The organism is Streptomyces sp. WM6386 (genome assembly GCF_000972385.1).
Classification (GTDB): domain Bacteria; phylum Actinomycetota; class Actinomycetes; order Streptomycetales; family Streptomycetaceae; genus Streptomyces.
Map to the genome: position 1 here is coordinate 27,900 of NZ_JXTE01000005.1, position 20,452 is coordinate 48,351.

23 protein-coding genes are annotated in these 20,452 nt (G+C 70.2%); 10 read left to right on the forward strand and 13 right to left on the reverse strand.

Going from position 1 to position 20,452, the window contains the following annotated elements; all coding sequences use genetic code 11:
* Positions 1–4 precede the first annotated feature (4 nt).
* Positions 5–475, reverse strand: coding sequence for a hypothetical protein (locus TN53_RS04410; protein WP_046257005.1), 471 nt, complete (start codon positions 473–475; stop codon positions 5–7).
* A gap of 152 nt (positions 476–627) precedes the next feature.
* Here TN53_RS04410 and TN53_RS04415 point away from each other — a divergent pair, with 152 nt between their 5' ends.
* The 3 genes from TN53_RS04415 to recX all read left to right on the forward strand — a co-directional run bounded on the left by TN53_RS04415 (position 628) and on the right by recX (position 3,437).
* Positions 628–1,149, forward strand: coding sequence for a hypothetical protein (locus TN53_RS04415; protein ID WP_046257006.1), 522 nt, complete (start codon positions 628–630; stop codon positions 1,147–1,149).
* A 238-nt stretch (positions 1,150–1,387) separates the two neighbouring features.
* Positions 1,388–2,512: a recombinase RecA gene (gene recA, locus TN53_RS04420; RefSeq protein ID WP_046257007.1), complete on the forward strand. Its 1,125-nt coding sequence runs from the start codon at positions 1,388–1,390 to the stop codon at positions 2,510–2,512.
* 4 nt (positions 2,513–2,516) lie between these two features.
* A complete protein-coding gene (gene recX, locus TN53_RS04425; protein WP_046257008.1) occupies positions 2,517–3,437 on the forward strand; it encodes a recombination regulator RecX in 921 nt (306 codons plus the stop codon).
* Positions 3,438–3,852: 415 nt separating this feature from the next.
* Here the strand turns inward: recX and TN53_RS04430 are convergent, their stop codons facing one another.
* The 8 genes from TN53_RS04430 to TN53_RS04460 all read right to left on the reverse strand — a co-directional run bounded on the left by TN53_RS04430 (position 3,853) and on the right by TN53_RS04460 (position 10,395).
* Positions 3,853–4,266 carry a rhodanese-like domain-containing protein gene (locus tag TN53_RS04430; protein WP_046257009.1) on the reverse strand — a complete coding sequence of 138 codons (414 nt, stop codon included), beginning with the start codon at positions 4,264–4,266 and terminating at the stop codon, positions 3,853–3,855.
* Between the two features lie 29 nt (positions 4,267–4,295).
* The gene (locus tag TN53_RS04435) at positions 4,296–4,820 is read right to left on the reverse strand and encodes a cysteine dioxygenase (protein WP_046257010.1); all 525 of its coding nucleotides are present in this window, start codon (positions 4,818–4,820) and stop codon (positions 4,296–4,298) included.
* Positions 4,821–4,899: 79 nt separating this feature from the next.
* Positions 4,900–4,986 carry a putative leader peptide gene (locus TN53_RS49465; protein ID WP_365397949.1) on the reverse strand — a complete coding sequence of 29 codons (87 nt, stop codon included), beginning with the start codon at positions 4,984–4,986 and terminating at the stop codon, positions 4,900–4,902.
* Between the two features lie 224 nt (positions 4,987–5,210).
* Positions 5,211–6,806: an FAD-dependent monooxygenase gene (locus TN53_RS04440; RefSeq protein ID WP_046257011.1), complete on the reverse strand. Its 1,596-nt coding sequence runs from the start codon at positions 6,804–6,806 to the stop codon at positions 5,211–5,213.
* A gap of 179 nt (positions 6,807–6,985) precedes the next feature.
* The gene (locus tag TN53_RS04445) at positions 6,986–7,933 is read right to left on the reverse strand and encodes an amino acid ABC transporter permease (protein ID WP_046257012.1); all 948 of its coding nucleotides are present in this window, start codon (positions 7,931–7,933) and stop codon (positions 6,986–6,988) included.
* Positions 7,930–8,598 carry an amino acid ABC transporter permease gene (locus tag TN53_RS04450; RefSeq protein WP_046257013.1) on the reverse strand — a complete coding sequence of 223 codons (669 nt, stop codon included), beginning with the start codon at positions 8,596–8,598 and terminating at the stop codon, positions 7,930–7,932. Before TN53_RS04450 ends, TN53_RS04445 begins: the two co-directional genes overlap by 4 nt.
* Before the next feature lie 95 nt (positions 8,599–8,693).
* Complete coding sequence (locus TN53_RS04455; protein ID WP_046257130.1) at positions 8,694–9,542, reverse strand: glutamate ABC transporter substrate-binding protein; 849 nt, start codon at positions 9,540–9,542, stop codon at positions 8,694–8,696.
* A 76-nt stretch (positions 9,543–9,618) separates the two neighbouring features.
* Complete coding sequence (locus TN53_RS04460) at positions 9,619–10,395, reverse strand: amino acid ABC transporter ATP-binding protein (RefSeq protein WP_046257014.1); 777 nt, start codon at positions 10,393–10,395, stop codon at positions 9,619–9,621.
* A 313-nt stretch (positions 10,396–10,708) separates the two neighbouring features.
* Here TN53_RS04460 and TN53_RS04465 point away from each other — a divergent pair, with 313 nt between their 5' ends.
* Positions 10,709–11,395, forward strand: coding sequence for a response regulator transcription factor (locus TN53_RS04465; protein ID WP_046257015.1), 687 nt, complete (start codon positions 10,709–10,711; stop codon positions 11,393–11,395).
* A gap of 9 nt (positions 11,396–11,404) precedes the next feature.
* Complete coding sequence (locus tag TN53_RS04470) at positions 11,405–12,787, forward strand: sensor histidine kinase (RefSeq protein WP_046257016.1); 1,383 nt, start codon at positions 11,405–11,407, stop codon at positions 12,785–12,787.
* Here TN53_RS04470 and TN53_RS04475 read toward each other — a convergent pair.
* From TN53_RS04475 to TN53_RS04485, 3 genes are all read right to left on the reverse strand, one after another.
* Entirely contained in the window at positions 12,777–13,763 is a 987-nt protein-coding gene (locus tag TN53_RS04475; protein WP_046257017.1) for a TAXI family TRAP transporter solute-binding subunit, read from the reverse strand. The genes TN53_RS04470 and TN53_RS04475 overlap by 11 nt on opposite strands.
* A gap of 178 nt (positions 13,764–13,941) precedes the next feature.
* Positions 13,942–15,159: a cation:proton antiporter gene (locus TN53_RS04480; protein WP_046257018.1), complete on the reverse strand. Its 1,218-nt coding sequence runs from the start codon at positions 15,157–15,159 to the stop codon at positions 13,942–13,944.
* Positions 15,160–15,164: 5 nt separating this feature from the next.
* Positions 15,165–15,650 carry a TrkA C-terminal domain-containing protein gene (locus TN53_RS04485; protein WP_046257019.1) on the reverse strand — a complete coding sequence of 162 codons (486 nt, stop codon included), beginning with the start codon at positions 15,648–15,650 and terminating at the stop codon, positions 15,165–15,167.
* Between the two features lie 86 nt (positions 15,651–15,736).
* Here TN53_RS04485 and TN53_RS04490 point away from each other — a divergent pair, with 86 nt between their 5' ends.
* Genes TN53_RS04490 through TN53_RS04510 form a run of 5 tightly spaced genes read left to right on the forward strand, consistent with a single transcriptional unit; the run spans position 15,737 to position 20,065 of the window.
* Positions 15,737–16,771 (forward strand): HAMP domain-containing sensor histidine kinase, encoded by a 1,035-nt coding sequence (locus TN53_RS04490; RefSeq protein WP_046257020.1) that lies wholly within the window; start codon positions 15,737–15,739, stop codon positions 16,769–16,771.
* Positions 16,768–17,436, forward strand: a complete 669-nt coding sequence (locus TN53_RS04495; protein WP_046257021.1) for a response regulator — start codon at positions 16,768–16,770, stop codon at positions 17,434–17,436. Before TN53_RS04490 ends, TN53_RS04495 begins: the two co-directional genes overlap by 4 nt.
* Positions 17,437–17,494: 58 nt before the next feature.
* The gene (gene miaB / locus TN53_RS04500) at positions 17,495–19,018 is read left to right on the forward strand and encodes a tRNA (N6-isopentenyl adenosine(37)-C2)-methylthiotransferase MiaB (protein WP_046257022.1); all 1,524 of its coding nucleotides are present in this window, start codon (positions 17,495–17,497) and stop codon (positions 19,016–19,018) included.
* A gap of 21 nt (positions 19,019–19,039) precedes the next feature.
* A complete protein-coding gene (locus TN53_RS04505) occupies positions 19,040–19,300 on the forward strand; it encodes a hypothetical protein (RefSeq protein ID WP_046257023.1) in 261 nt (86 codons plus the stop codon).
* Between the two features lie 51 nt (positions 19,301–19,351).
* Positions 19,352–20,065: a class III extradiol dioxygenase subunit B-like domain-containing protein gene (locus TN53_RS04510; protein WP_046257024.1), complete on the forward strand. Its 714-nt coding sequence runs from the start codon at positions 19,352–19,354 to the stop codon at positions 20,063–20,065.
* A 118-nt stretch (positions 20,066–20,183) separates the two neighbouring features.
* Here the strand turns inward: TN53_RS04510 and TN53_RS04515 are convergent, their stop codons facing one another.
* The gene (locus TN53_RS04515; protein WP_046257025.1) at positions 20,184–20,450 is read right to left on the reverse strand and encodes an antitoxin; all 267 of its coding nucleotides are present in this window, start codon (positions 20,448–20,450) and stop codon (positions 20,184–20,186) included.
* Between the last annotated feature and the right edge of the window lie 2 nt (positions 20,451–20,452).

Below are 20,452 nucleotides of genomic sequence, written 5' to 3' on the forward strand. Positions count from 1 at the left end.
TCCGTCAGTCCCAGGAGTTGAAGAGCACCTCGCCGACGGTGTCCCGTTGCCAGTGCCTGATCTGCTCCCGCTCCGCGGCGGTCAGGGCAGAGGTGTCCGCCTTCCGGATGGGCAGCAGAAGTCGCGACGCGCTCAGGACGGTGAAGCCGTGGTCGCCGAGGACGGCGGCCCAGGCGGGCGGATCCACGAACTCGGTGTACCAGGAGCGCTGCTCGTGGACGAAGGCGATCAGCGGGTGGTGCGCGTGGAACAGCGCGAAGTGTGTGCCGGCATGGTCGTCGAGCGTGGCGCAGTGAAAGTTCTGCGGGTACTTCCGGTCCCCGAAGCCCATGCCCCGCCCTCGGGCCGCCCGGCCCGCGGCGTACCAGGCCGTGCGGCAGGCCCTGAGGTCGACCTCAGGCACCGAAAGGTCGTCGAACGGGCAGAACCCCGTGGAACCCCGGTCCAGGTGGAAGGCGGCCTGTGCGTCGTCCACTCCCACCTCCCCGGCCTGTGTCGTGGGCGAACCTACCGAGCACCCGGCTTCGGGGTCACGCGCGACACCGGGGGGCACCCTCAATAGGTCCACCCCGGCGGGGAATTCGGAAGCGACAGCGGTATTTCGTCGACTCCGAGGAGGTACGTGCCGTGCGCGCCTTCAAGCGCTGGTTCGACCACAGTCTTACCGCGCAGGCGGTCCTGATCTTCCCGCTGCTCGTGGGGCTCACCGCCCTGTTCCGGCGGCATGAGAACCCGGTCTGGTGGGTGGTTCAGGGCGCGCTCTGCACCGCCATCGCCATCGGCTTCCTGGCCGCGCAGCGTCGCAGGGCCGGCCGCGCCACCGGCACCGACGCGCGCGGAATCGCCGAGCTCAACCGCAAGATCCGGCACCGTGAGGTGCCGAAGGCGCCCGAGGAGCGGGCCACCATGCGACGGCTGATCGACGAGGAACTGGGCCGGGTCGAGCGGGGAGGCCGGTGGCTGCCGTACTGGCTGGGCTTCATGGGGCTGGTCGCGATCGGCACACTCGCTCTCGGAGTGAGCGCCGGCGCGTGGATCCTTCCGCTGGTCCTCGCGATCGGTGTGGCGGGGTTCTGCTGGTGGGCCCTCTGGGCGCGCCGCCGCTTCATCGACCGCTGCCACCACATGCGGTCGGCCCTGCAGAGCTAGCTTCACAGCGCCGCCACACATACCGCCCGGAAGTGCCGCGTGGTGCGCTTGACACGAAAATCGAACATCCATTCTTATGGGAGTTCCGGTGAGGCGCGCGGCGGGTGTTTCAGTACGGTTTCGGCGGAGAAGTCGCCGAGTTATCCACAGGCCGGACGGGCGTCGGGGCCCATTGTCAGTGGCAGGCGTTAGCGTCTTTGACGTGAAGCGATCGACTCAAGCAAATCGGGTGGAACCCATGGCAGGAACCGACCGCGAGAAGGCCCTGGATGCCGCTCTCGCACAGATTGAACGGCAATTCGGCAAGGGCGCGGTCATGCGCATGGGCGAGCGGTCGATGGAGCCCATCGAGGTCATCCCGACCGGGTCGACCGCGCTCGACGTCGCCCTCGGCGTCGGCGGCCTGCCGCGCGGCCGCGTGGTGGAGGTGTACGGACCGGAGTCCTCCGGCAAGACCACGCTGACGCTGCACGCGGTGGCGAACGCGCAGAAGGCCGGCGGCCAGGTCGCCTTCGTGGACGCGGAGCACGCCCTCGACCCCGAGTACGCGAAGAAGCTCGGCGTCGACATCGACAACCTGATCCTGTCCCAGCCGGACAACGGCGAGCAGGCTCTGGAGATCGTGGACATGCTGGTCCGCTCCGGTGCCCTCGACCTCATCGTCATCGACTCCGTCGCGGCCCTCGTCCCGCGCGCGGAGATCGAGGGCGAGATGGGTGACAGCCACGTCGGTCTGCAGGCCCGTCTGATGAGCCAGGCCCTGCGGAAGATCACCAGTGCGCTCAACCAGTCCAAGACCACCGCGATCTTCATCAACCAGCTCCGCGAGAAGATCGGCGTGATGTTCGGCTCCCCGGAGACCACGACCGGTGGCCGGGCGCTGAAGTTCTACGCCTCGGTGCGACTCGACATCCGCCGCATCGAGACCCTGAAGGACGGCACGGACGCGGTCGGCAACCGCACCCGTGTCAAGGTCGTCAAGAACAAGGTCGCGCCGCCCTTCAAGCAGGCCGAGTTCGACATCCTCTACGGGCACGGCATCAGCCGCGAGGGCGGTTTGATCGACATGGGCGTGGAGCACGGCTTCGTCCGCAAGGCCGGCGCCTGGTACACGTACGAGGGCGACCAGCTCGGCCAGGGCAAGGAGAACGCGCGCAACTTCCTGAAGGACAACCCCGACCTGGCCAACGAGATCGAGAAGAAGATCCTGGAGAAGCTGGGCGTCGGCGTACGGCCCCAGGAGCCGACCGCCGAGCCGGGCGCGGACGCCGCGGTCACCGCCTCGTCGGACGATGCCGCGAAGACGGTGCCCGCTCCGGCGGCCAAGGCAGCCAAGCCCAAGGCCGCGACTGCCAAGAGCTGACCCCGTGACACGACGAACCGACTGGGCCGAGTACGCCCACCAGGACGCTCCGCGCGAGCGGGGCGGGGCAGCCGACGGGGGATTCTCCGGGCCGGGCGGCGATGCGTACGGGGACGATGCGGGGCGCGGTGCGAACGGGGGACACGGTCGCGCCGCGTCGTACGGCACCGGGGGAGAGTACGGCGACGACCGGATCTACGGTGCCGGGCAGCCGTCCGGCCATGACGGGCCGTACGACGATGAGCCGGGCGACGGCTCGGTGCCGTCCGGCGTCGGTTCCCCGCGTGGGCGCGGTGGCACCCGTGGGGGCCGTGCGGCCCGTGGCGAGGGCGGTTCCCGTGGGCGTCGGCAGCGACGCGGCGGGGAGCCGTCCGGCGCGGACGAAGGCTCCCCCTCCTCGTCGAGGGCCGAGCAGGGGGAGTCTTCAGGGGACCCGGTCGAGCGGGCACGGGCTATCTGTCTGCGCCTGCTCACCGGGACCCCGCGCACGCGAAAACAGCTCGCGGACGCCCTGAGCAAGAAGGGGATCCCGGACGAGGCGGCGCAGGAGGTGCTGTCGCGGTTCGAGGAGGTCGGGCTGATCAACGACAGTGCGTTCGCCGAAGCCTGGGTGGAGTCCCGGCACCACGGCCGGGGACTGGCCCGGCGTGCCCTCGCCCAGGAGCTGCGCACCAAGGGCGTCGACTCCACGTTGATCGACGCGGCCGTCTCACAGCTCGACTCCGAGCAGGAGGAGACGACCGCGCGCGACCTCGTCGCCCGCAAGCTGCGCTCCACACGTGGCCTCGACCGCGACAAGCGACTGCGCCGCCTCGCGGGCATGCTCGCCCGCAAGGGGTACCCCGAGGGCATGGCCCTGAGGGTGGTCCGGCAGGCACTCGAAGAGGAGGGTGAGGACGCGGAGTTCCTCGACGAGGGGTTCTGAAACCGCCGCCTGAGCTCGGCGGGGAGCTGAGGCCGGGGAGTGTGCCGGGGCCGGGCTCCCGGAAGACTTCACGGGGCCGCGACGGAACCCTGACAGAGAGCCGGCACAGGTGCCCGACCCGCACGGCTTCCGTCTATCGGCGTCACCGCTCAGTCGGCGCAGCCATACCGTGCCTGCCACGAGGGGTGAGCGAGGAGGGCCTGGTCGCGCTGAAGGACGGGCGCTTCGCGGACGCGGTCGCCAACTCGGCGGTGGACACCGGAAGTTGGCGGTGGACCATGCCCTCGCCCTGCCGCGGGGCGAAGACGTCGAAGGCGGGGACACGGGGGCCACGATCCGGGTCCGGCTCGTCGCCAAGGCAGCGCCGGCGCCGCCCCGCTCCACTGCGAACCCGAGATCGACCGAGGCCCGGCCCCTACGGCGCCACGGGCAGACCCGAGGCCTTCCACGCCTGGAACCCGCCCACCAGATCCGTGGCCCGGCGCAACCCCAGCCGATGCAGCGACTCGACCGCCAGACTGGAGGCGTAACCCTCGTTGCAGATCACCACGACGCGCAGGTCGTGACCCGTCGCCTCGGGGGCGCGATGGCTGCCTCGCGGGTCGAGGCGCCACTCCAGTTCGTTGCGCTCGACGACGAGGGCGCCGGGAACCAGTCCGTCCCGTTCGCGCAGGGCGGCATAGCGGATGTCGACCAGCAGCGCCTCCCCGCGCCGGGCGGCGTCGTACGCCTCCCGGGCCTCGATCCGCTCGTAGCCCTCGCGGACCCGCTCCAACAACTCGTCGATGCCGACCGGGAGTTCGCCCGAACCGTCTCCGAGGCCGCCCACCCGCTGCTCCTCCCTCGCGCCCGAGCCGCTCACTGCCAGTCCTCCGGGCGCTCCACGTGCTCAAGGCGCAGCACCTGTCCGGTGCGGCTGTAGCGGCGGATCTGCGGCAGGGGCGGATAGTAGGCGTGCACGGAGATCGCGTGCTCGGTGGTGGACTCGTTGAGCACCTCGTGGACGTGGTGCTGCCCGAAGGAGCGCCCCTTGCCGGCCATGAGCCGCCGCTCCCGGTCGATGCCTTCGGCGAGTTCCAGGATCTGCCAGCCGTCCGCGGGGAGCCGGGCGCTGAGCGAGTTCTCCTTGAGCTCACCGGAGGCCGTGACGAAGGCGCCGACGGACTCGGCGTGGTCGTGCCAGCCGGTGCCCGTACCGGGCGGCCAGCCGATCAGCCAGGCCTCGCTGCCGCCGGGCCCCTCCAGGCGCACCCAGGTGCGGCCCTCGGGGTCGAGCGGGAGCGAGGAGATCAGCTCGGCGTCGGCGGCGGTCCGCCGTACGAAATCGAGGAGTTCCGCCTGCGTCGGCGTGGAAACGGCGGACACAGAAGGGGAGACAGACACGGGCACCGTCCTGATGAGCGTTCGCGGGAAGCGCGCGGCAGCACCGAAGCGGCGCGCGCTGGAAAAGAGGGAGGCGAATTCAGCAGGACACGCGACACACGCAGCCCGCATAGCGGACGAGGTCCATATGGACCCTCCGCCACAGGCGCACACAGGTGTCGGTCACGATCCGGAGTACACCATGGTGGGGCAGACCGGTCAACTCACTGTCACGATGTGGACCTCACGGTGACGGTGTGTACGGCAGTCACGGACTGCGTGGCTCGGGCCGTGACCTCGGGCGGAGCCTTGCGCACCACTCGGACTCGACCCCGCGACGACCGCGGCCCGAGCCGTCCGGCACTGACGGCGCGAGCCGGATTCCGCCCCCGCGCGAGCTCCCCGGCGCCGTCAGCGCGCCCCCGCTCCCGCCTCCGTCTTCGCCGGCCCGCCCAGCGTCGCCTCGGCGGCCGCGTACAGATCGGCGGGCCGCACGCCGTTCAGCGCCGTCACCAGGTGACCGTCGGGCCGTACCAGCAGCACCGTGTGGGCCGCCGCGCCCGGATAGCTCTCCGCGACCAGCAGCTCGGCCGGATGCGGCAGCGCCGTCACCGCGGCCGCGAGGCGGGGCATGAGCCCGGCACCCACCCAGTGCTTGCGCTCCCACACCCCGGTGCCCGGCGCGATCAGCACCACGAGCAGCGCCCCACGACCGAGCCGGTCCCGCAGTCGTACGAAGGAACCGTCCTCGGCGGTGACCCGGACATCGGCGACCGGCGCGCCCGGCGCGGTGTTCACCGGGACCTCCGCCTCCAGATGCCGCGGCGCGAGCGGCGAGATGGCGTACGCCCCCGGCGCACCGAGCGCCCCGCGCCCCAGGTGACCGTCCGTGAGCAGCGCGTCGTGGCCCCGCGCGGAACCGGGAACGACGGCCCGCAGCCCTCCGCCGCCGCGCACCAGCGGCAGGGCCTGGTCGGCGGCGCGCAGCCGGGCGGCGACGACCGCGCGCCGCTCGGCCTGGTAGCTGTCGAGCAGCGCCTCGTGCGGCCCGTGATGCCAGGCCAGGGCCAGCTTCCAGGCGAGGTTGTCGGCGTCCCTGAGCCCCTCGTCGAGCCCCTGCGTGCCGAGCGTGCCGAGCAGATGCGCCGCGTCCCCGGCGAGGAACACCCGCCCGACCCGCCAGCGGCGCGCGAGACGGTGGTGCACGGTGTGCACGCCGGTGTCGAGGAGTTCGTACGGCGGTGTCGGGCCCCCCGTCCAGCCGGCGAGGGTCTCCCGGATGTGGGCCACCAGGAGCTCGGGTGTGACCAGCTCCTTGCCGGGCGGCAGCAGCCAGTCGAGGCGCCAGACGCCGTCCGGGAGGGGCCGTCCGGTGACCTCCCCGGCCGAGGGTCCGGATGTCCGCCACGGAGGCATCCGATGGAGCAACGCCTCGTCCTCCCACGGAAGTTCCGTGCGCAGGGCGGCGACGGCGTGCCGCTCCACCGCTGTACGGCCGGGAAAACGGATGTCGAGGAGTTTGCGCACCGTGGAGCGGGGGCCGTCGCAGCCGGCCAGGTAACTGCCCCGCCACCACGTGCCCTTGGGGCCGCGGGTGTGGGCGGTGACGCCGGAGGGCTCCTGCTCGACCGTGTCGAGACGGCTGTCCACGGAGACCTTGACCAGCCGCTCCTCGGCGCAGGCCTCGCGCAGGGCGCCGGTCAGCACGTGCTGGGCGATGTGCAGGGGCGCCGGCTCGACGTCGTCGAAAGTGACCTCGCGCATCACCTGCTTGCGGCGCAATGACCGCCATCCGGCCCAGCGGCGGCCGTCCTCGGAGAGCGGGACGCCGGTCAGGCGCTCCATCAGGGCGGCGGTGTCCTCGCGCAGGACGACGGTGCGGGCGGGACGCGGTTCGTCCTTGCCGGGACCTTCGTCGAGGACCACGGACGGCACGTCCTGCCGGGCCAGCGCGAGGGCGAGCGTGAGCCCCACGGGCCCCGCTCCGACGATGATCACCGGGTCCACGACGCGGCGCCCCCTGCCCGCGAGGGCGTCCCGAGAGACGTATGTGAACAGGAGGTTGGAGCAGGGTGCACGATCACAGAACGTATGCAACCCATTGCCGGTGCTTGCGTCAAGTGACGGAGGCAGTGGCGATCATGCCACTGCCTCCGTACGGTGCACGCCGTTTGACTGATCGTCAGTTATGGCTCTTTACGGTCGATGTAGGTCCTGGTGCCGGGCATGCCACCGCCCTCACCGCCCGTCCCGAAGGTGCCGCCGATCGCGGCCGGGTTGAGTTCCTCCATGTCCTCGGCGCCGAGAACCGCGCCCGTGCTCTTCTTGCTGCGCCGCAGCCGCTTCTCCAGCCAGCTGGCGAAGCTCGTGAGGATGAAGTTCACGACGATGTAGACGATCCCGACGACGATGAAGCTGGGGATGACGTTGGCGTAGTTGGCCGCCAGCGTCTGGCGCGCGTTGAGCAGCTCGGTGAAGCCGAGCATCACGCCGCCCAGTGCGGTGTCCTTCACGATGACGACGAGCTGGCTGACGATGGCCGGCAGCATTGCGGTGACGGCCTGCGGCAGCAGGATGCTGGACATCGTCTGCCCCTTGCGCAGACCGACCGCGTAGGCGGCCTCCGTCTGGCCCCGGGGCAGGGCGAGGATGCCGGCCCGGACGACCTCGGCGAGGACGGACGCGTTGTAGAGCACCAGACCGGTGACGACCGCGTACAGGGGCCGCTGCTCGCTGCTGATGTCCGTGGAGCGGACATAGAACTCGTTGGCGAACAGCATCAGCAGCAGTACCGGGATCGACCGGAAGAACTCCACCACCGTGCCGGCCACACCGCGCACCCAGCGGTGGTCGGAGAGTCGGGCGATGCCGAAGACCGCGCCCAACGGAAGGCCGATCACCATGGCGATCGCCGCCGCCTTCAGCGTGTTGCCGAGGCCCGGCAGCAGGTACGTCGTCCACGCCTGGCCGGTGGTGAACGGCTCCCAGAGGTCCCACTCCAGCTGGTTCTTGTCATCCATCTTCTGCCAGACCCACCACAGCAGGAGGGCGAGCAGGAGGAAGAAGACCACGGAGATGAGGAGGTTGCGCCGTTTGGCGCGGGGGCCCGGAGCGTCGTAGAGGACCGAGCTCATCGCTTCACCGCCAGTCGCTTGCTGAGCCAGCCGAGGATGAGGCCGGTCGGCAGGGTCAGAACCACGAACCCGAATGCGAAGACCGCGCCGATGGCGAGCGTCTGGGCCTCGTTCTCGATCATCGTCTTCATCAGGGTGGCGGCCTCGGCCACGCCGATCGCGGCTGCCACGGTGGTGTTCTTGGTCAGCGCGATCAGTACGTTGGCCAGCGGGCCGATGACCGCGCGGAAGGCCTGTGGCAGCACGATGAGCCGTAGGATCTGGCTGAAGCTCAGCCCGATCGCACGGGCCGCCTCGGCCTGTCCGAGCGGCACTGTGTTGATGCCGGAGCGGATCGCCTCACAGACGAAGGCCGCGGTGTAGGCCGTGAAACCGAGCACGGCCAGCCGGAAGCCCAGGGCCTCGAAATCGTCGGCGGCGCCCAGCGTCATGCCGAAGACGTCGGCGAGACCGAGCGAGGAGAAGACGATGATCACCGTCAGTGGGATGTTCCGGACGATGTTCACGTAGGCGGTGCCGAACCCGCGCATCAGCGGGACCGGGCTGACCCGCATCCCGGCCAGCACAGTGCCCCAGACCAGGGAGCCGAGGGCGGAGAGGGCGGTGAGTTTCACCGTCATCCAGAACGCCGCTAGGACGTCGTAACCTTCAAGAAAGTCGAACACGATCTCCCGCGCTTCCGGGTGTGTGGCCTACTGGAGGGCGCAGCGCGCCGCCGCCGTGATCGCAGCGGGCAGCGGCGCGCCGATGGATCCCTGCGTTACTTGACGATCACGCCGATCTTCGGGGCGGGCTCGTTCTTGTAGTTCGCCGGACCGAAGTTGTCCTTGACGGCGGTATCCCAGGAACCGTCGCTGACCATCTTCTCGAGGGCCTTGTTGATCTTGTCCGTGGTCGCGGTGTCGCCCTTCTTGACACCGACGCCGTAGTTCTCGTTGCTCAGCTTGAGGCCGGCGAGCTTGAACTGACCCTTGTACTTGTCCTGCGCGGCGAAGCCCGCGAGGATCGAGTCGTCCGTGGTCACCGCGTCGACGGCGCCGCTCTGCAGGGCCGCGATGCACTCCGAGTAGCCGCTGTACTGCTTCAGCTGGGCCTTCGGGGCGATGTCCTTCTGGACGTTCTGCGCGGAGGTCGAGCCGGTGACGGAGCACAGCTTCTTGCCGTTGAGGTCGGTGCCCTCGGCGATGTCGGAGTCGTTCTTGACCAGCAGGTCCTGGTGGGCCAGCAGGTACGGGCCGGCGAAGTCGACCTTCTGCTTGCGCTCGTCGTTGATCGAGTAGGTGGCCGCGATGAACTTGACGTCACCACGGGCCAGCGCGTTCTCGCGGTCGGCGCTCTTGGTCTCGACGAACTCGATCTTGTCGGCGTCGTAGCCGAGCTCCTTGGCCACGTACGTCGCGACGTCCACGTCGAAGCCGGAGAAGGAACCGTCGGGCTCCTTCAGGCCCAGACCGGGCTGGTCGTACTTGATGCCGACCTTGATCTTGCCGCCGCCACTGGAGCCCGAGTCGGTGCTGTCGCTGTCGCCGTCGTCCCCGCCGCACGCGGTCGCGGTCAGGGAGAGGACCAGCGCGGCGGCGGCCGCGGCGGTGACCTTGCGGAGCTTCATGGTGAACATCCTTTGTGTGATGAGAGATGCGGTCCGTCGAGACGGGGCGGCGGGTGACGCGGGTTGTGACGCGCTGTCAGTGGTGCAGGATCTTGGACAGGAAGTCCTTGGCGCGGTCGCTGCGCGGGGCGCTGAAGAACTGGTCCGGCACAGCCTCCTCGACGATGCGACCGTCCGCCATGAACACCACCCGGTTCGCAGCCGAACGGGCGAACCCCATTTCATGGGTGACCACGATCATGGTCATGCCGTCGCGGGCGAGCTGCTGCATGACCTCGAGGACCTCGTTGATCATCTCGGGGTCGAGCGCCGAGGTGGGCTCGTCGAAGAGCATGACCTTGGGGTCCATGGCCAGGGCTCGGGCGATGGCGACACGCTGCTGCTGGCCGCCGGAGAGCTGCGCGGGGTACTTGTCCGCCTGGCTCGCCACGCCGACCCGGTCGAGCAGGGCGCGGGCTTTCTCCTCGGCCTTCTTCTTGTCCGCCTTGCGGACCTTGATCTGGCCGAGCATCACGTTCTCGAGCACGGTCTTGTGCGCGAAGAGGTTGAAGGACTGGAAGACCATCCCGACGTCGGCGCGCAGCCGGGCCAGCTCCTTGCCCTCCGCGGGCAGGGGCTTGCCGTCGATGGCGATCGTGCCGGAGTCGATCGTCTCCAGGCGGTTGATGGTTCGGCACAGCGTGGACTTCCCGGACCCGGAGGGTCCGATGACCACGACGACCTCGCCGCGGGCGATCGTGAGATCGATGTCCTGGAGAACATGCAACGCGCCAAAGTGCTTGTTGACGCTCTTCAGGACGACCAGTTCGCCGGTCGCGGCCACATCTTCCTTGGCCACCGATACTTCGGTCATCGCTATCGGGCTCCGTCCTCCTCGGTTTCGGAGGACAGTAGTGACCCCATGCGACCTGCGTCATTACCTTTGAGGGGAATCTGAGCATCACGATCCGATAGCAATCGGACACGTGTCGTAGCAGTTATGAGCAGGGCGCATATCGGCCGGGTAACGGAAGCGGCTCGCAACCGGAACCCACTTGACGTCGTCCTCTTCCATCGGCGTGACTTCACAAGGTGCACGCGCGCGCGTGCACGCGTTTGTGTACACACCTGAATCGTACTTTTGCCCTCATTTAGATCGTACGGCCGATGAACCGAAGGAGGCCCGGATGAGACTGCTCCTCGTAGAGGACGACAATCACGTCGCCGCCGCTCTGTCCGCGGTTCTGGCGCGGCACGGTTTCGACGTCACCCACGCGCGCAGTGGCGAGGAAGCCCTCCAGGCACTCGTCCCGGAAGGCGCCGGCTTCGGAGTCGTCCTCCTCGACCTGGGCCTGCCGGACCAGGACGGATACGAGGTCTGTGGCAAGATCCGCAAGCGCACCAGCACCCCGGTGATCATGGTCACCGCCCGCTCCGACGTCCGTTCCCGCATCCATGGCCTCAACCTCGGCGCGGACGACTACGTGGTGAAGCCGTACGACACCGGAGAGCTGCTCGCCCGGATCCACGCGGTCAGCCGCCGCACCGCCCACGAGGACCCCGCCGCCGAGGCCGAGGCCGCGCTGCACCTCGGCCCGGTCCGTATCGAGCTGCCGACCCGGCAGGTCAGTGTGGATGGTTCGGTCGTCCAACTGACCCGCAAGGAGTTCGACTTGCTCGCCCTGCTGGCCCAGCGCCCCGGAGTCGTCTTCCGCCGGGAGCAGATCATCAGCGAGGTGTGGCGCACCAGTTGGGAGGGGACCGGGCGCACTCTGGAGGTCCACGTGGCCTCCCTGCGCGCCAAGCTGCGCATGCCGGCCCTCATCGAGACCGTACGCGGCGTCGGCTACCGGCTCGTCGCCCCGTCCTCGTAGCGGGCCCGGGTGCGCACACGACTCCTCCCGCTGCTGATCGTCCTGATGGCGGCCGTGCTGCTGGCGCTCGGCATCCCGCTCGGCTTCAGCGTGGCCGCGGCCCAGCAGCAGAAAGTGGTCGTCGACCGGATCGACGACACCGCGCACTTCGCGGCCCTCGCCCAGTACGTCACCGGCGAGGGCGGCGAGCGCCAGAAGACGTTGCAGAGCGAACTCGACAGCTACTACGAGGTCTACCGCATCCGCGTCGGCGTCTTCTACCAGAACAAGAACATCATGGCCAACGCTCCCATGACCTTGTTCATCCCCGAGGCGGGCGAGGTGCGGACCGCGTTCGACGAGGCGCTGCTCAGCCGGCGCAGCGAGGATCCACCGCAGGTCTTTCCCTGGCAGCAGGGGCGGCTCGTGGTCGCCTCCCCGGTCATCCGGGACGGTGACGTCATCGCGGTCGTCGTCACCGACTCGCCCACGGGGGAGATGCGTTCGCGCATTCTGCACGGCTGGCTGGTCATCGGCGCGGGCCTGATGGCCGCGATGCTGGTGGCCGTCGGTGCCGCCCTGCGGCTGACCGGGTGGGTCCTCAGGCCGGTGCGTGTCCTCGACGCCACCACGCACGCGATCGCGAGCGGCCGCCTGAAGTCCAGGGTCGCGGCTGCCGGCGGACCGCCGGAACTCCAGCGCCTGGCCCGGTCGTTCAACGAGATGGCGGACAACGTCGAGGACGTCCTGGAGCAACAGCGCGCCTTCGTCGCCGACGCCTCGCACCAGCTGCGCAACCCCCTCGCCGCGCTGCTGCTGCGCATCGAACTGCTCGCCTTCGAACTGCCGGAGGGCAACAAGGAGATCGCCTCGGTCCAGACGGAGGGCAAGCGTCTCGCCCAGGTCCTGGACGACCTGCTGGACCTGGCCCTGGCCGAGCACACGGACGCGCATCTGCGCATCACCGACATCGGCGCGCTGGCCGCCGAGCGCGTGGCGGCCTGGGCGCCGACCGCCCAGGCCAAGGGCGTACGCCTGGTGGGCGACTGCCCGCCCACCACCGGCTGGGCCGACCCGGTCACCCTGTCCAGCGCGCTGGACGCGGTCATCGACAACGCGGTCAAGTTCACGCCCGAGGACGAGTGCGTCGAGGTGACGGTCTTCTCCAACGGAGAGACGGCGACCGTCGTCGTCACCGACAACGGCCCCGGTCTGACCGCCGAGGAACTCGCCCGCATCGGCGACCGTTTCTGGCGCAGCAACCGCCACCAGAACATCAAGGGCTCAGGCCTCGGTCTGTCCATCTCGCGGACCTTGCTGCACGCGGGCGGCGGCACGATCTCGTACGCCCCTCACGAACCGCACGGCCTGAAGGTGACGGTGACGGTGCCCCGCAGCGCCGCTACGGCTTGACGGAGCGGTAGTAGCGCTGCGCGCCCTCGTGCAGCGGCAGCGGGGAGGTGTAGATCGCGGTGCGCAGGTCGACCAGCTGTGCGGAGTGCACCTTGCCGCCGATGTAGTCCCGGCTGCGGATCACGGTCCGGGTCAGCCACTCGGTGAGCCGCGGGTCCAGGTCCTCGCGGGTGATCAGCAGGTTGGACACGGCGATCGTCGGCACGGCGTACGCGTCCTGGCCGTCGTAGGCCGCCTCCGGGATGTTGGTGGGCCGGTAGTAGCGGTTGGCGGCGCTCTGGGTGTGGAGTTTGGCGACGAAGTCGGCCTTGATCGGGACGAACTTGAACGAGGACGTCTCGGCGAGCGCCTTCAGTCCGTTCGTCGGCAGTCCGCCCGACCAGAAGAACGCGTCGATGGTGTGCCCGAGCTGATCGACGTCCTTGATGCCGTACGAGAACGGCTTGATGTCCCTGGCCGGGTCGATGCCCTCCGCATTGAGCACCCGGGTGGCGATCAGTCGCACGCCCGACGTCTTCAGCCCTATGGCGACCCGCTTGCCTTTCAGGTCGGCCACGGAGTCGATGGCCGAGTTCCGCGGGACGACGAGCTGTACGTAGTCGTCGTACAGGCGTGCGACACCGCGCAGTCGGGCGGCCTCGACCGGATGGTCGATCGCGAACGACTCCACCGCGTCCGCCGCAGCGATGGCGAAGTCGGCCTCACCGGACGCCACGCGCGCGACGTTGTCCTGTGACCCGTCGCTGGTCTCCAGGTCCACCTCGAGGTCGGGCATGTCCTTGGCGAACTCGCCGCTCAGGTCCTTGCCGTACTCCTCGTAGACCCCGCCGCGCGAGCCGGTGGCGAAGGAGATCGTCCCGCCGGGCGGCTCCTCGCCCGGCAGCAGCCACCACAGCAGCAGCCCGAAGACCACGAAACCGGCGGCCGCACCCTGCAGCGCCCGGCTCCTGCTCATACGGGGGAACACCTTGGACATGCGCGCGATCCTGCCAGCAGGGACGCGGTGCTGACCAGGGCGGGGGCCACAGGGGCGTCCGTGCGGGTTGCCGGGCAGGGCCGGTGAAAGCCGTCGGGTCCGGCAGAGCCGGAGGGGGTTGCCTGAGGGCGGGGGCTGCGGGCGGACGAGGCCGCTGCCACGCGCCCCACGCCGTCCCTCAGTCCGCCACCGATGCCTCCGCCACCGTCGACGCGTCCTCCTGAACCGTCCGACGCGCCCCGGAGCGTCGTGTCCACCAGGAAGCCATCGGCTCGGTGTAGCGCGCGGTCAGTGGGCCCAGGACGACCAGGATCAGGACGTACGCCGTGGCCAGCGGGCCCAGCGACGGTTCGATGCCGGCACTCACCGCGAGGCCGGCGATGACGATCGAGAACTCGCCGCGGGCGACCAGCGCGCCGCCCGTACGCCAGCGGCCCTTGACGGAGATCCCCGCCCGCCGGGCGGCCCAGTAGCCCGTGGCGATCTTCGTCACCGCGGTGAGCACGGCCAGCGCCAGGGCGGGCAGCAGTACGGGCGGGATGCTCGCCGGGTCGGTGTGCAGCCCGAAGAAGACGAAGAACACGGCGGCGAACAGGTCCCGCAGCGGGCTCAGCAGCGTGTGCGCCCCCTCCGCGACCTCCCCGGACAGCGCGATGCCGACCAGGAAGGCACCGACCGCCGCCGACACCTGCAACTGCTGCGCCACACCCGCGACCAGGATCGTCAGCCCCAGCACCACAAGGAGCAGCTTCTCCGGATCGTCGCTGGACACGAACCGCGAGATCAGCCGCCCGTAGCGCACCGCCACGAACAGCACCAGCCCCGCCGCGCCCAGCGCGATCGCCAGCGTCACGCTCCCGGCCAGCAGTCCGGCTCCCGCCACCAGCGCGGTGACGATCGGCAGGTACACCGCCATCGCCAGGTCCTCCAGGACCAGCACGCTGAGGATCACCGGCGTCTCCCGGTTGCCCACCCGGCCCAGATCGCCGAGCACCTTCGCGATGACGCCGGACGACGAGATCCAGGTGACGCCCGCGAGGACCACGGCGGCCACCGGCCCCCAGCCCAGCAGCAACGCGGCCACCGCACCCGGTACGGCGTTCAGCGCACAGTCGACCAGCCCCGACGGATAGTGCGCCTTGAGGTTGGTGACCAGATCGCTGGCCGAGTACTCCAGGCCGAGCATCAACAACAGCAGGATGACGCCGATCTCGGCACCGATGGAGACGAACTCCTCGCTCGCGCCCAGCGGCAGCAGCCCGCCCTTGCCGAAGGCGAGACCGGCGAGGAGGTAGAGCGGGATGGGGGAGAGCCGGAACCTGGCGGCGAACCGGCCGAGCAGGCCGAGGCCGAGAATGATGGAACCGAACTCGATGAGCAGGACCGCGGAGTGCACCCGGTTCACTCCCGCCCGAGTATCGCCGCGGCGGCGTCGACGCCCTCACGCGTACCGACGACGATCAGCGTGTCCCCGCCCACCAGCCGGAAGTCCGGCGCCGGCGAGGGAATCGCCTCGGCCCGGCGCAGCACCGCCACGATGGACGCGCCCGTGTCCGTGCGCATCCGGGTCTCGCCCAGCACCCGCCCGTTCCAGCGTGAGGTCGCGGCCACCTCGATCCGCTCGGCGACCAGCCCCAGATCCGTGGTGTAGAGCAGGCTCGCGCTGTGATGGGAGGGCATCAGCGCGTCGATCAGCGAGCCCGCCTCCGCACCGGTCAGCCGCAGCGACTGGGCACAGGAGTCGGGGTCGTCCGCCCGGTACACGCTCACCGTCCGGACACCGTCGCGGTGCGCCACCACGGACAGATGGCGGTGTTCGCGCGTCACGAGGTCGTACTGGACCCCGATCCCCGGCAGCGGCGTCGCCCTCAGGCGCGGTGCAGACACGTTTCTCCCCTTGTGCTGGGCCTATGTACCAAGCGTGATCGTGGGTGCCGAGTCCGCATGCTGCCATCGGCCCGTACCGTGGCGACATGGGTGTTGCCACGGATATGCGCGACCGGCGCCGGGCGGCGAAGCTGGTCACGGAAGGGCCATGTGACAGGGGCGAGGAAGGCGAGAACACGCACGTGTCACTGTTCTGGCGGATCTTCTCGCTGAACGCCGCCGGTCTGGTCGTGGCCGCCGCGCTGCTGCTGGGCCCGGTCACCGTGTCGACGCCCATCAGACAGGCCGAGGCGCTGGTCGTCCTCGTCGGCCTCGCCCTGCTGCTGGCCGCCAACGCCCTGGTCCTGCGGGTCGGCCTCGCCCCGCTCAAGCGGCTCGGTCGGGCCATGTCCACCGCCGACCTGCTGCGGCTCGGCGCCCGCGCGGATGTCGCCGGTCCCGCCGAAGCGGCCGAGCTCATCACGACGTACAACACGATGCTCGACAGGCTGGAGGCCGAGCGCGCCGCCGGGGCGGGCCGTGCCCTGTCCGCGCAGGAGCGGGAGCGCCACCGGATCGCGCGTGAGCTGCACGACGAGGTCGGTCAGACCCTGACCGCGGTCCTCCTCCAGCTCAAGAGGGTCGCCGACCGGGCGCCCGAGGGGCTGCGCGAGGAGGTGGCCCAGGCCCAGGAGGCCACCCGCGCGGGGCTCGACGAGATCCGTTTCATCGCCCGTCGGCTGCGCCCCGGCGTCCTGGAGGAACTCGGCCTGGCCAGCGCGCTGCGCTCGCTCGCCGGTGAGTTCAGCGCCCATGGCCTGACCGTGCGCCACCACGTCCCCGGCGGACTGCCGCCCCTGACCGAGGAGTCGGAACTCGTGCTCTACCGGGTGGCCCAGGAGAGCCTCACCAACACCGCCCGGCACGCCGCCGCCGCCCACGCCGAGGTCCGCCTCCAGCAGATCGACGGCGGTGTCGAGCTGCTCGTCCGCGACAACGGCAGGGGCCTCGGCGGGGCCACCGAAGGGGCGGGGATACGGGGCATGCGCGAGCGGGCGCTGCTGATAGGAGCGGAGCTCACGGTCGCCGGAGCGCCCGGCGGAGGCACGGACGTACGCCTGCGCGTCGGAGGGCGCCCATGACTCCCCACACCCCCCGCACCCCGGTCCGCGTGCTGCTCGCCGACGACCACACCCTCGTACGACGCGGAGTCCGCCTCATCCTCGACGGCGAGGACGATCTCACGGTCGTCGCCGAGGCCGGCGATGGAGCGGAGGCCGTCGAGCTGGCACGCGCGTGTGACGTCGATCTGGCCGTCCTGGACATCGCCATGCCCCGGACGACGGGCCTCCAGGCGGCCCGTGAGCTCTCCCGCCGCCTGCCCGACCTGCGCATTCTCATCCTGACCATGTACGACAACGAGCAATACTTCTTCGAGGCCCTCAAGGCCGGGGCCAGCGGCTACGTCCTCAAGTCCGTCGCCGACCGCGATCTGGTCGAGGCGTGCCGGGCGGCCGTCCGCGACCGGCCGTTCGTCTACCCGGGCGCCGAGCGCGCCCTCGTCCGCTCCTACCTGGACCGCCTCCACCGCGGCGATTCCCTGCCCGAGCGGGCCGTCACCGAACGCGAGGAGGAGATCCTCAAGCTCGTCGCCGAGGGACACACGTCCAAGGAGATCGGCGAGATGCTGTTCATCAGCGCGAAGACGGTCGAACGCCACCGTGCGAACCTGCTGCAGAAGCTGGGCATGAGGGATCGCCTGGAACTCACGCGGTACGCGATACGGGCCGGCCTGATCGAGCCCTGAGACCCCGGTTGTCCACAGGGCGACCGAAGCCGCTTCCGGCACCGCCTACCCTTGTCGCATGAGCAGCATCGACCGGAGCCAGGCAGTGGACGTCTCCTCTTCCAAGACCTACGAAGTGCGCACCTACGGGTGCCAGATGAACGTCCACGATTCCGAGCGATTGTCCGGGCTGCTCGAAGACGCCGGTTATGTGAAGGCGCCGGAGGGTTCCGACGGCGATGCGGACGTCGTCGTCTTCAACACCTGCGCGGTGCGCGAGAACGCCGACAACAGGCTGTACGGCAACCTCGGCCGCCTCGCCCCCATGAAGACCAAGCGCCCCGGGATGCAGATCGCGGTCGGCGGCTGTCTGGCGCAGAAGGACCGCGACACCATCGTGCAGCGGGCGCCCTGGGTCGACGTCGTCTTCGGCACGCACAACATCGGCAAGCTGCCCGTCCTGCTGGAACGCGCGCGCGTGCAGGAGGAAGCGCAGGTCGAGATCGCCGAGTCCCTCGAGGCGTTCCCGTCCACGCTGCCCACCCGGCGCGAGAGCGCGTACGCGGCGTGGGTGTCGATCTCCGTCGGCTGCAACAACACCTGCACCTTCTGCATCGTCCCGGCGCTGCGCGGCAAGGAGAAGGACCGCCGTACCGGCGACATCCTCGCCGAGATCGAGGCCCTGGTCGGCGAGGGCGTCTCCGAGATCACGCTGCTCGGGCAGAACGTCAACGCGTACGGCTCCGACATCGGCGACCGTGAGGCGTTCAGCAAGCTGCTGCGGGCCTGCGGGAAGATCGAGGGCCTGGAGCGCGTCCGCTTCACGTCCCCGCACCCGCGCGACTTCACCGACGACGTGATCGCGGCGATGGCCGAGACGCCGAACGTGATGCCGCAGCTCCACATGCCGATGCAGTCCGGCTCGGACACGATCCTGAAGGCGATGCGCCGCTCCTACCGGCAGGAGCGTTTCCTCGGGATCATCGAGAAGGTGCGTGCCGCCATGCCGGACGCCGCGATCTCGACCGACATCATCGTGGGCTTCCCCGGCGAGACCGAGGAGGACTTCGAGCAGACCATGCACGCGGTCCGCGAGGCCCGCTTCACGAACGCCTTCACCTTCCAGTACTCCAAGCGCCCCGGAACCCCCGCGGCGACCATGGACGGGCAGATCCCCAAGGAGGTCGTGCAGGCGCGCTACGAGCGTCTCGTCGCCCTCCAGGAGGAGATCTCCTGGGAGGAGAACAAGAAGCAGGTCGGCCGCACCCTCGACCTCATGGTCGCCGAGGGCGAGGGCCGCAAGGACGGCACCACCCACCGCCTCTCCGGCCGTGCCCCCGACAACCGCCTCGTCCACTTCACCAAGCCGGACGACGAGGTCCGCCCCGGTGACGTCGTCACGGTCGAGATCACCTACGCCGCCCCGCACCACCTCCTCGCCGAGGGCGAGGTCCTGAAGGTCCGCCGCACGCGCGCGGGCGACGCCTGGGAGAAGCGGAACGCCGCCGAGTCGGCGAAGCCGGCGGGCGTGCTGCTGGGGCTGCCGAAGATCGGCGTTCCGGAACCGCTGCCCGCGGTCACCGGAGGCTGTGCCGTCGACTGACCGGATCGGACGGGGGGACGCATGGGGCACTGGGTGATCGTCGAGGAGCACGTGGACAGGCTCCGGGGGGTCGAGCGTTTCGAGGGCACCCGGGAGGAGGCCCGCAGCAGGCTGTACGAGACGGCGTGTGCGCACAGGTTCGCCGAAGGACTGCAACAGCGCCGCCGCGAGGTGTTCCGGGTGGACGACGACACGTACTACGTGGAGATCAAGGGCAGCCTGGGGAAATACCGCCTGCGGTACTACCTCGCCGAGCGGGTGTGGAGCACGGAGGCCCCGTGATCCGGCGATGCCGCCCCCGGCCCTCCCGGGGACCGCAGTAGGCTGCCGATCATGCTTGTCGCCGCCGCCGTCTGCCCCTGTCCGCCGCTCCTCGTGCCCGAGGTCGCCGCGGGCGCCGCGCCCGAGCTGGACGCGGCCCGGACCGCGTGCACGGACGCGCTCGGGGTGCTCGCCGCCGCCCGGCCCGATCTGCTGGTGGTCCTCGGACCCGCCGAGCGGAGCGGGCGCGGAACGCATCCGGGGGGCGCGGCGGGGTCCTTCCGCGGCTTCGGCGTGGCGCTCGACGTCAGGCTGGGGGCGGACAAGGGCGCGGCGTCCGGGCGCGCGCTTCCGACCTCCCTTGCCGTGGCCGCGTGGCTGCTGGAACGCACTGGTTGGGCGGACGCCCCGATCGAGGGACTCGGCGTGGGGGAACCTCTGGCCGCCGAGCGGTGTACGCAGACCGGAAGGGAAATCGCCGCGCGAGCCGAGCGCGTGGCGCTGCTGGTGATGGGAGACGCCAGCGCCTGCCGCACGCTCAAGTCACCCGGCTACCTCGACGAGCGCGCGGCGCCCTTCGACGCGGAGGTCGCGCGTGCGCTGGGGGCGGCGGATGTGGCGGCCCTCGAAGCGCTGGACGCCGAGCTGGCGTACGAGCTCAAGGTGTCCGGACGGGCCCCCTGGCAGGTCCTCGCGGGCGCGGCCGAAGGGGCGGGCCTCGATGGCCGACTGCTGTACGACGACGCGCCGTACGGCGTGGGGTACGTGGTCGCGACCTGGGCGTGACGGCTCCCTCGTGACGAGCCTCGTCGTGACCGGCCTGGTCGTGACGCGGCTGCGGGCCGTGTGAAACGGCGGACGGCCGCCAGGCGTCATGCCCCGCGGCCGTCCGTCGGTGTGCCGTTCAGGAAGCGGGCGGCGGTGTGGACGGGGGCGTGGTTGTGCCGCCGTCCGTTCCGTCGTCCTTGTGTGCGAGTCGGTCCATGGCGTTCTTGGCCTTGCCCGTGCCCGTCTGGATCTTGTCGCTGTACTTGCCCTTGGTCTTTTCGTCGACGACCTTCGCGGCCTTGTCGAGACCGTGCTGGACCTTGTCCCCGTGCTGCTGTGCGAGGCCGGAGACCTTGTCCTTGGCCGGGCTGAGCTTGGCTTTCAAATTGTCCAGGAGACCCATCG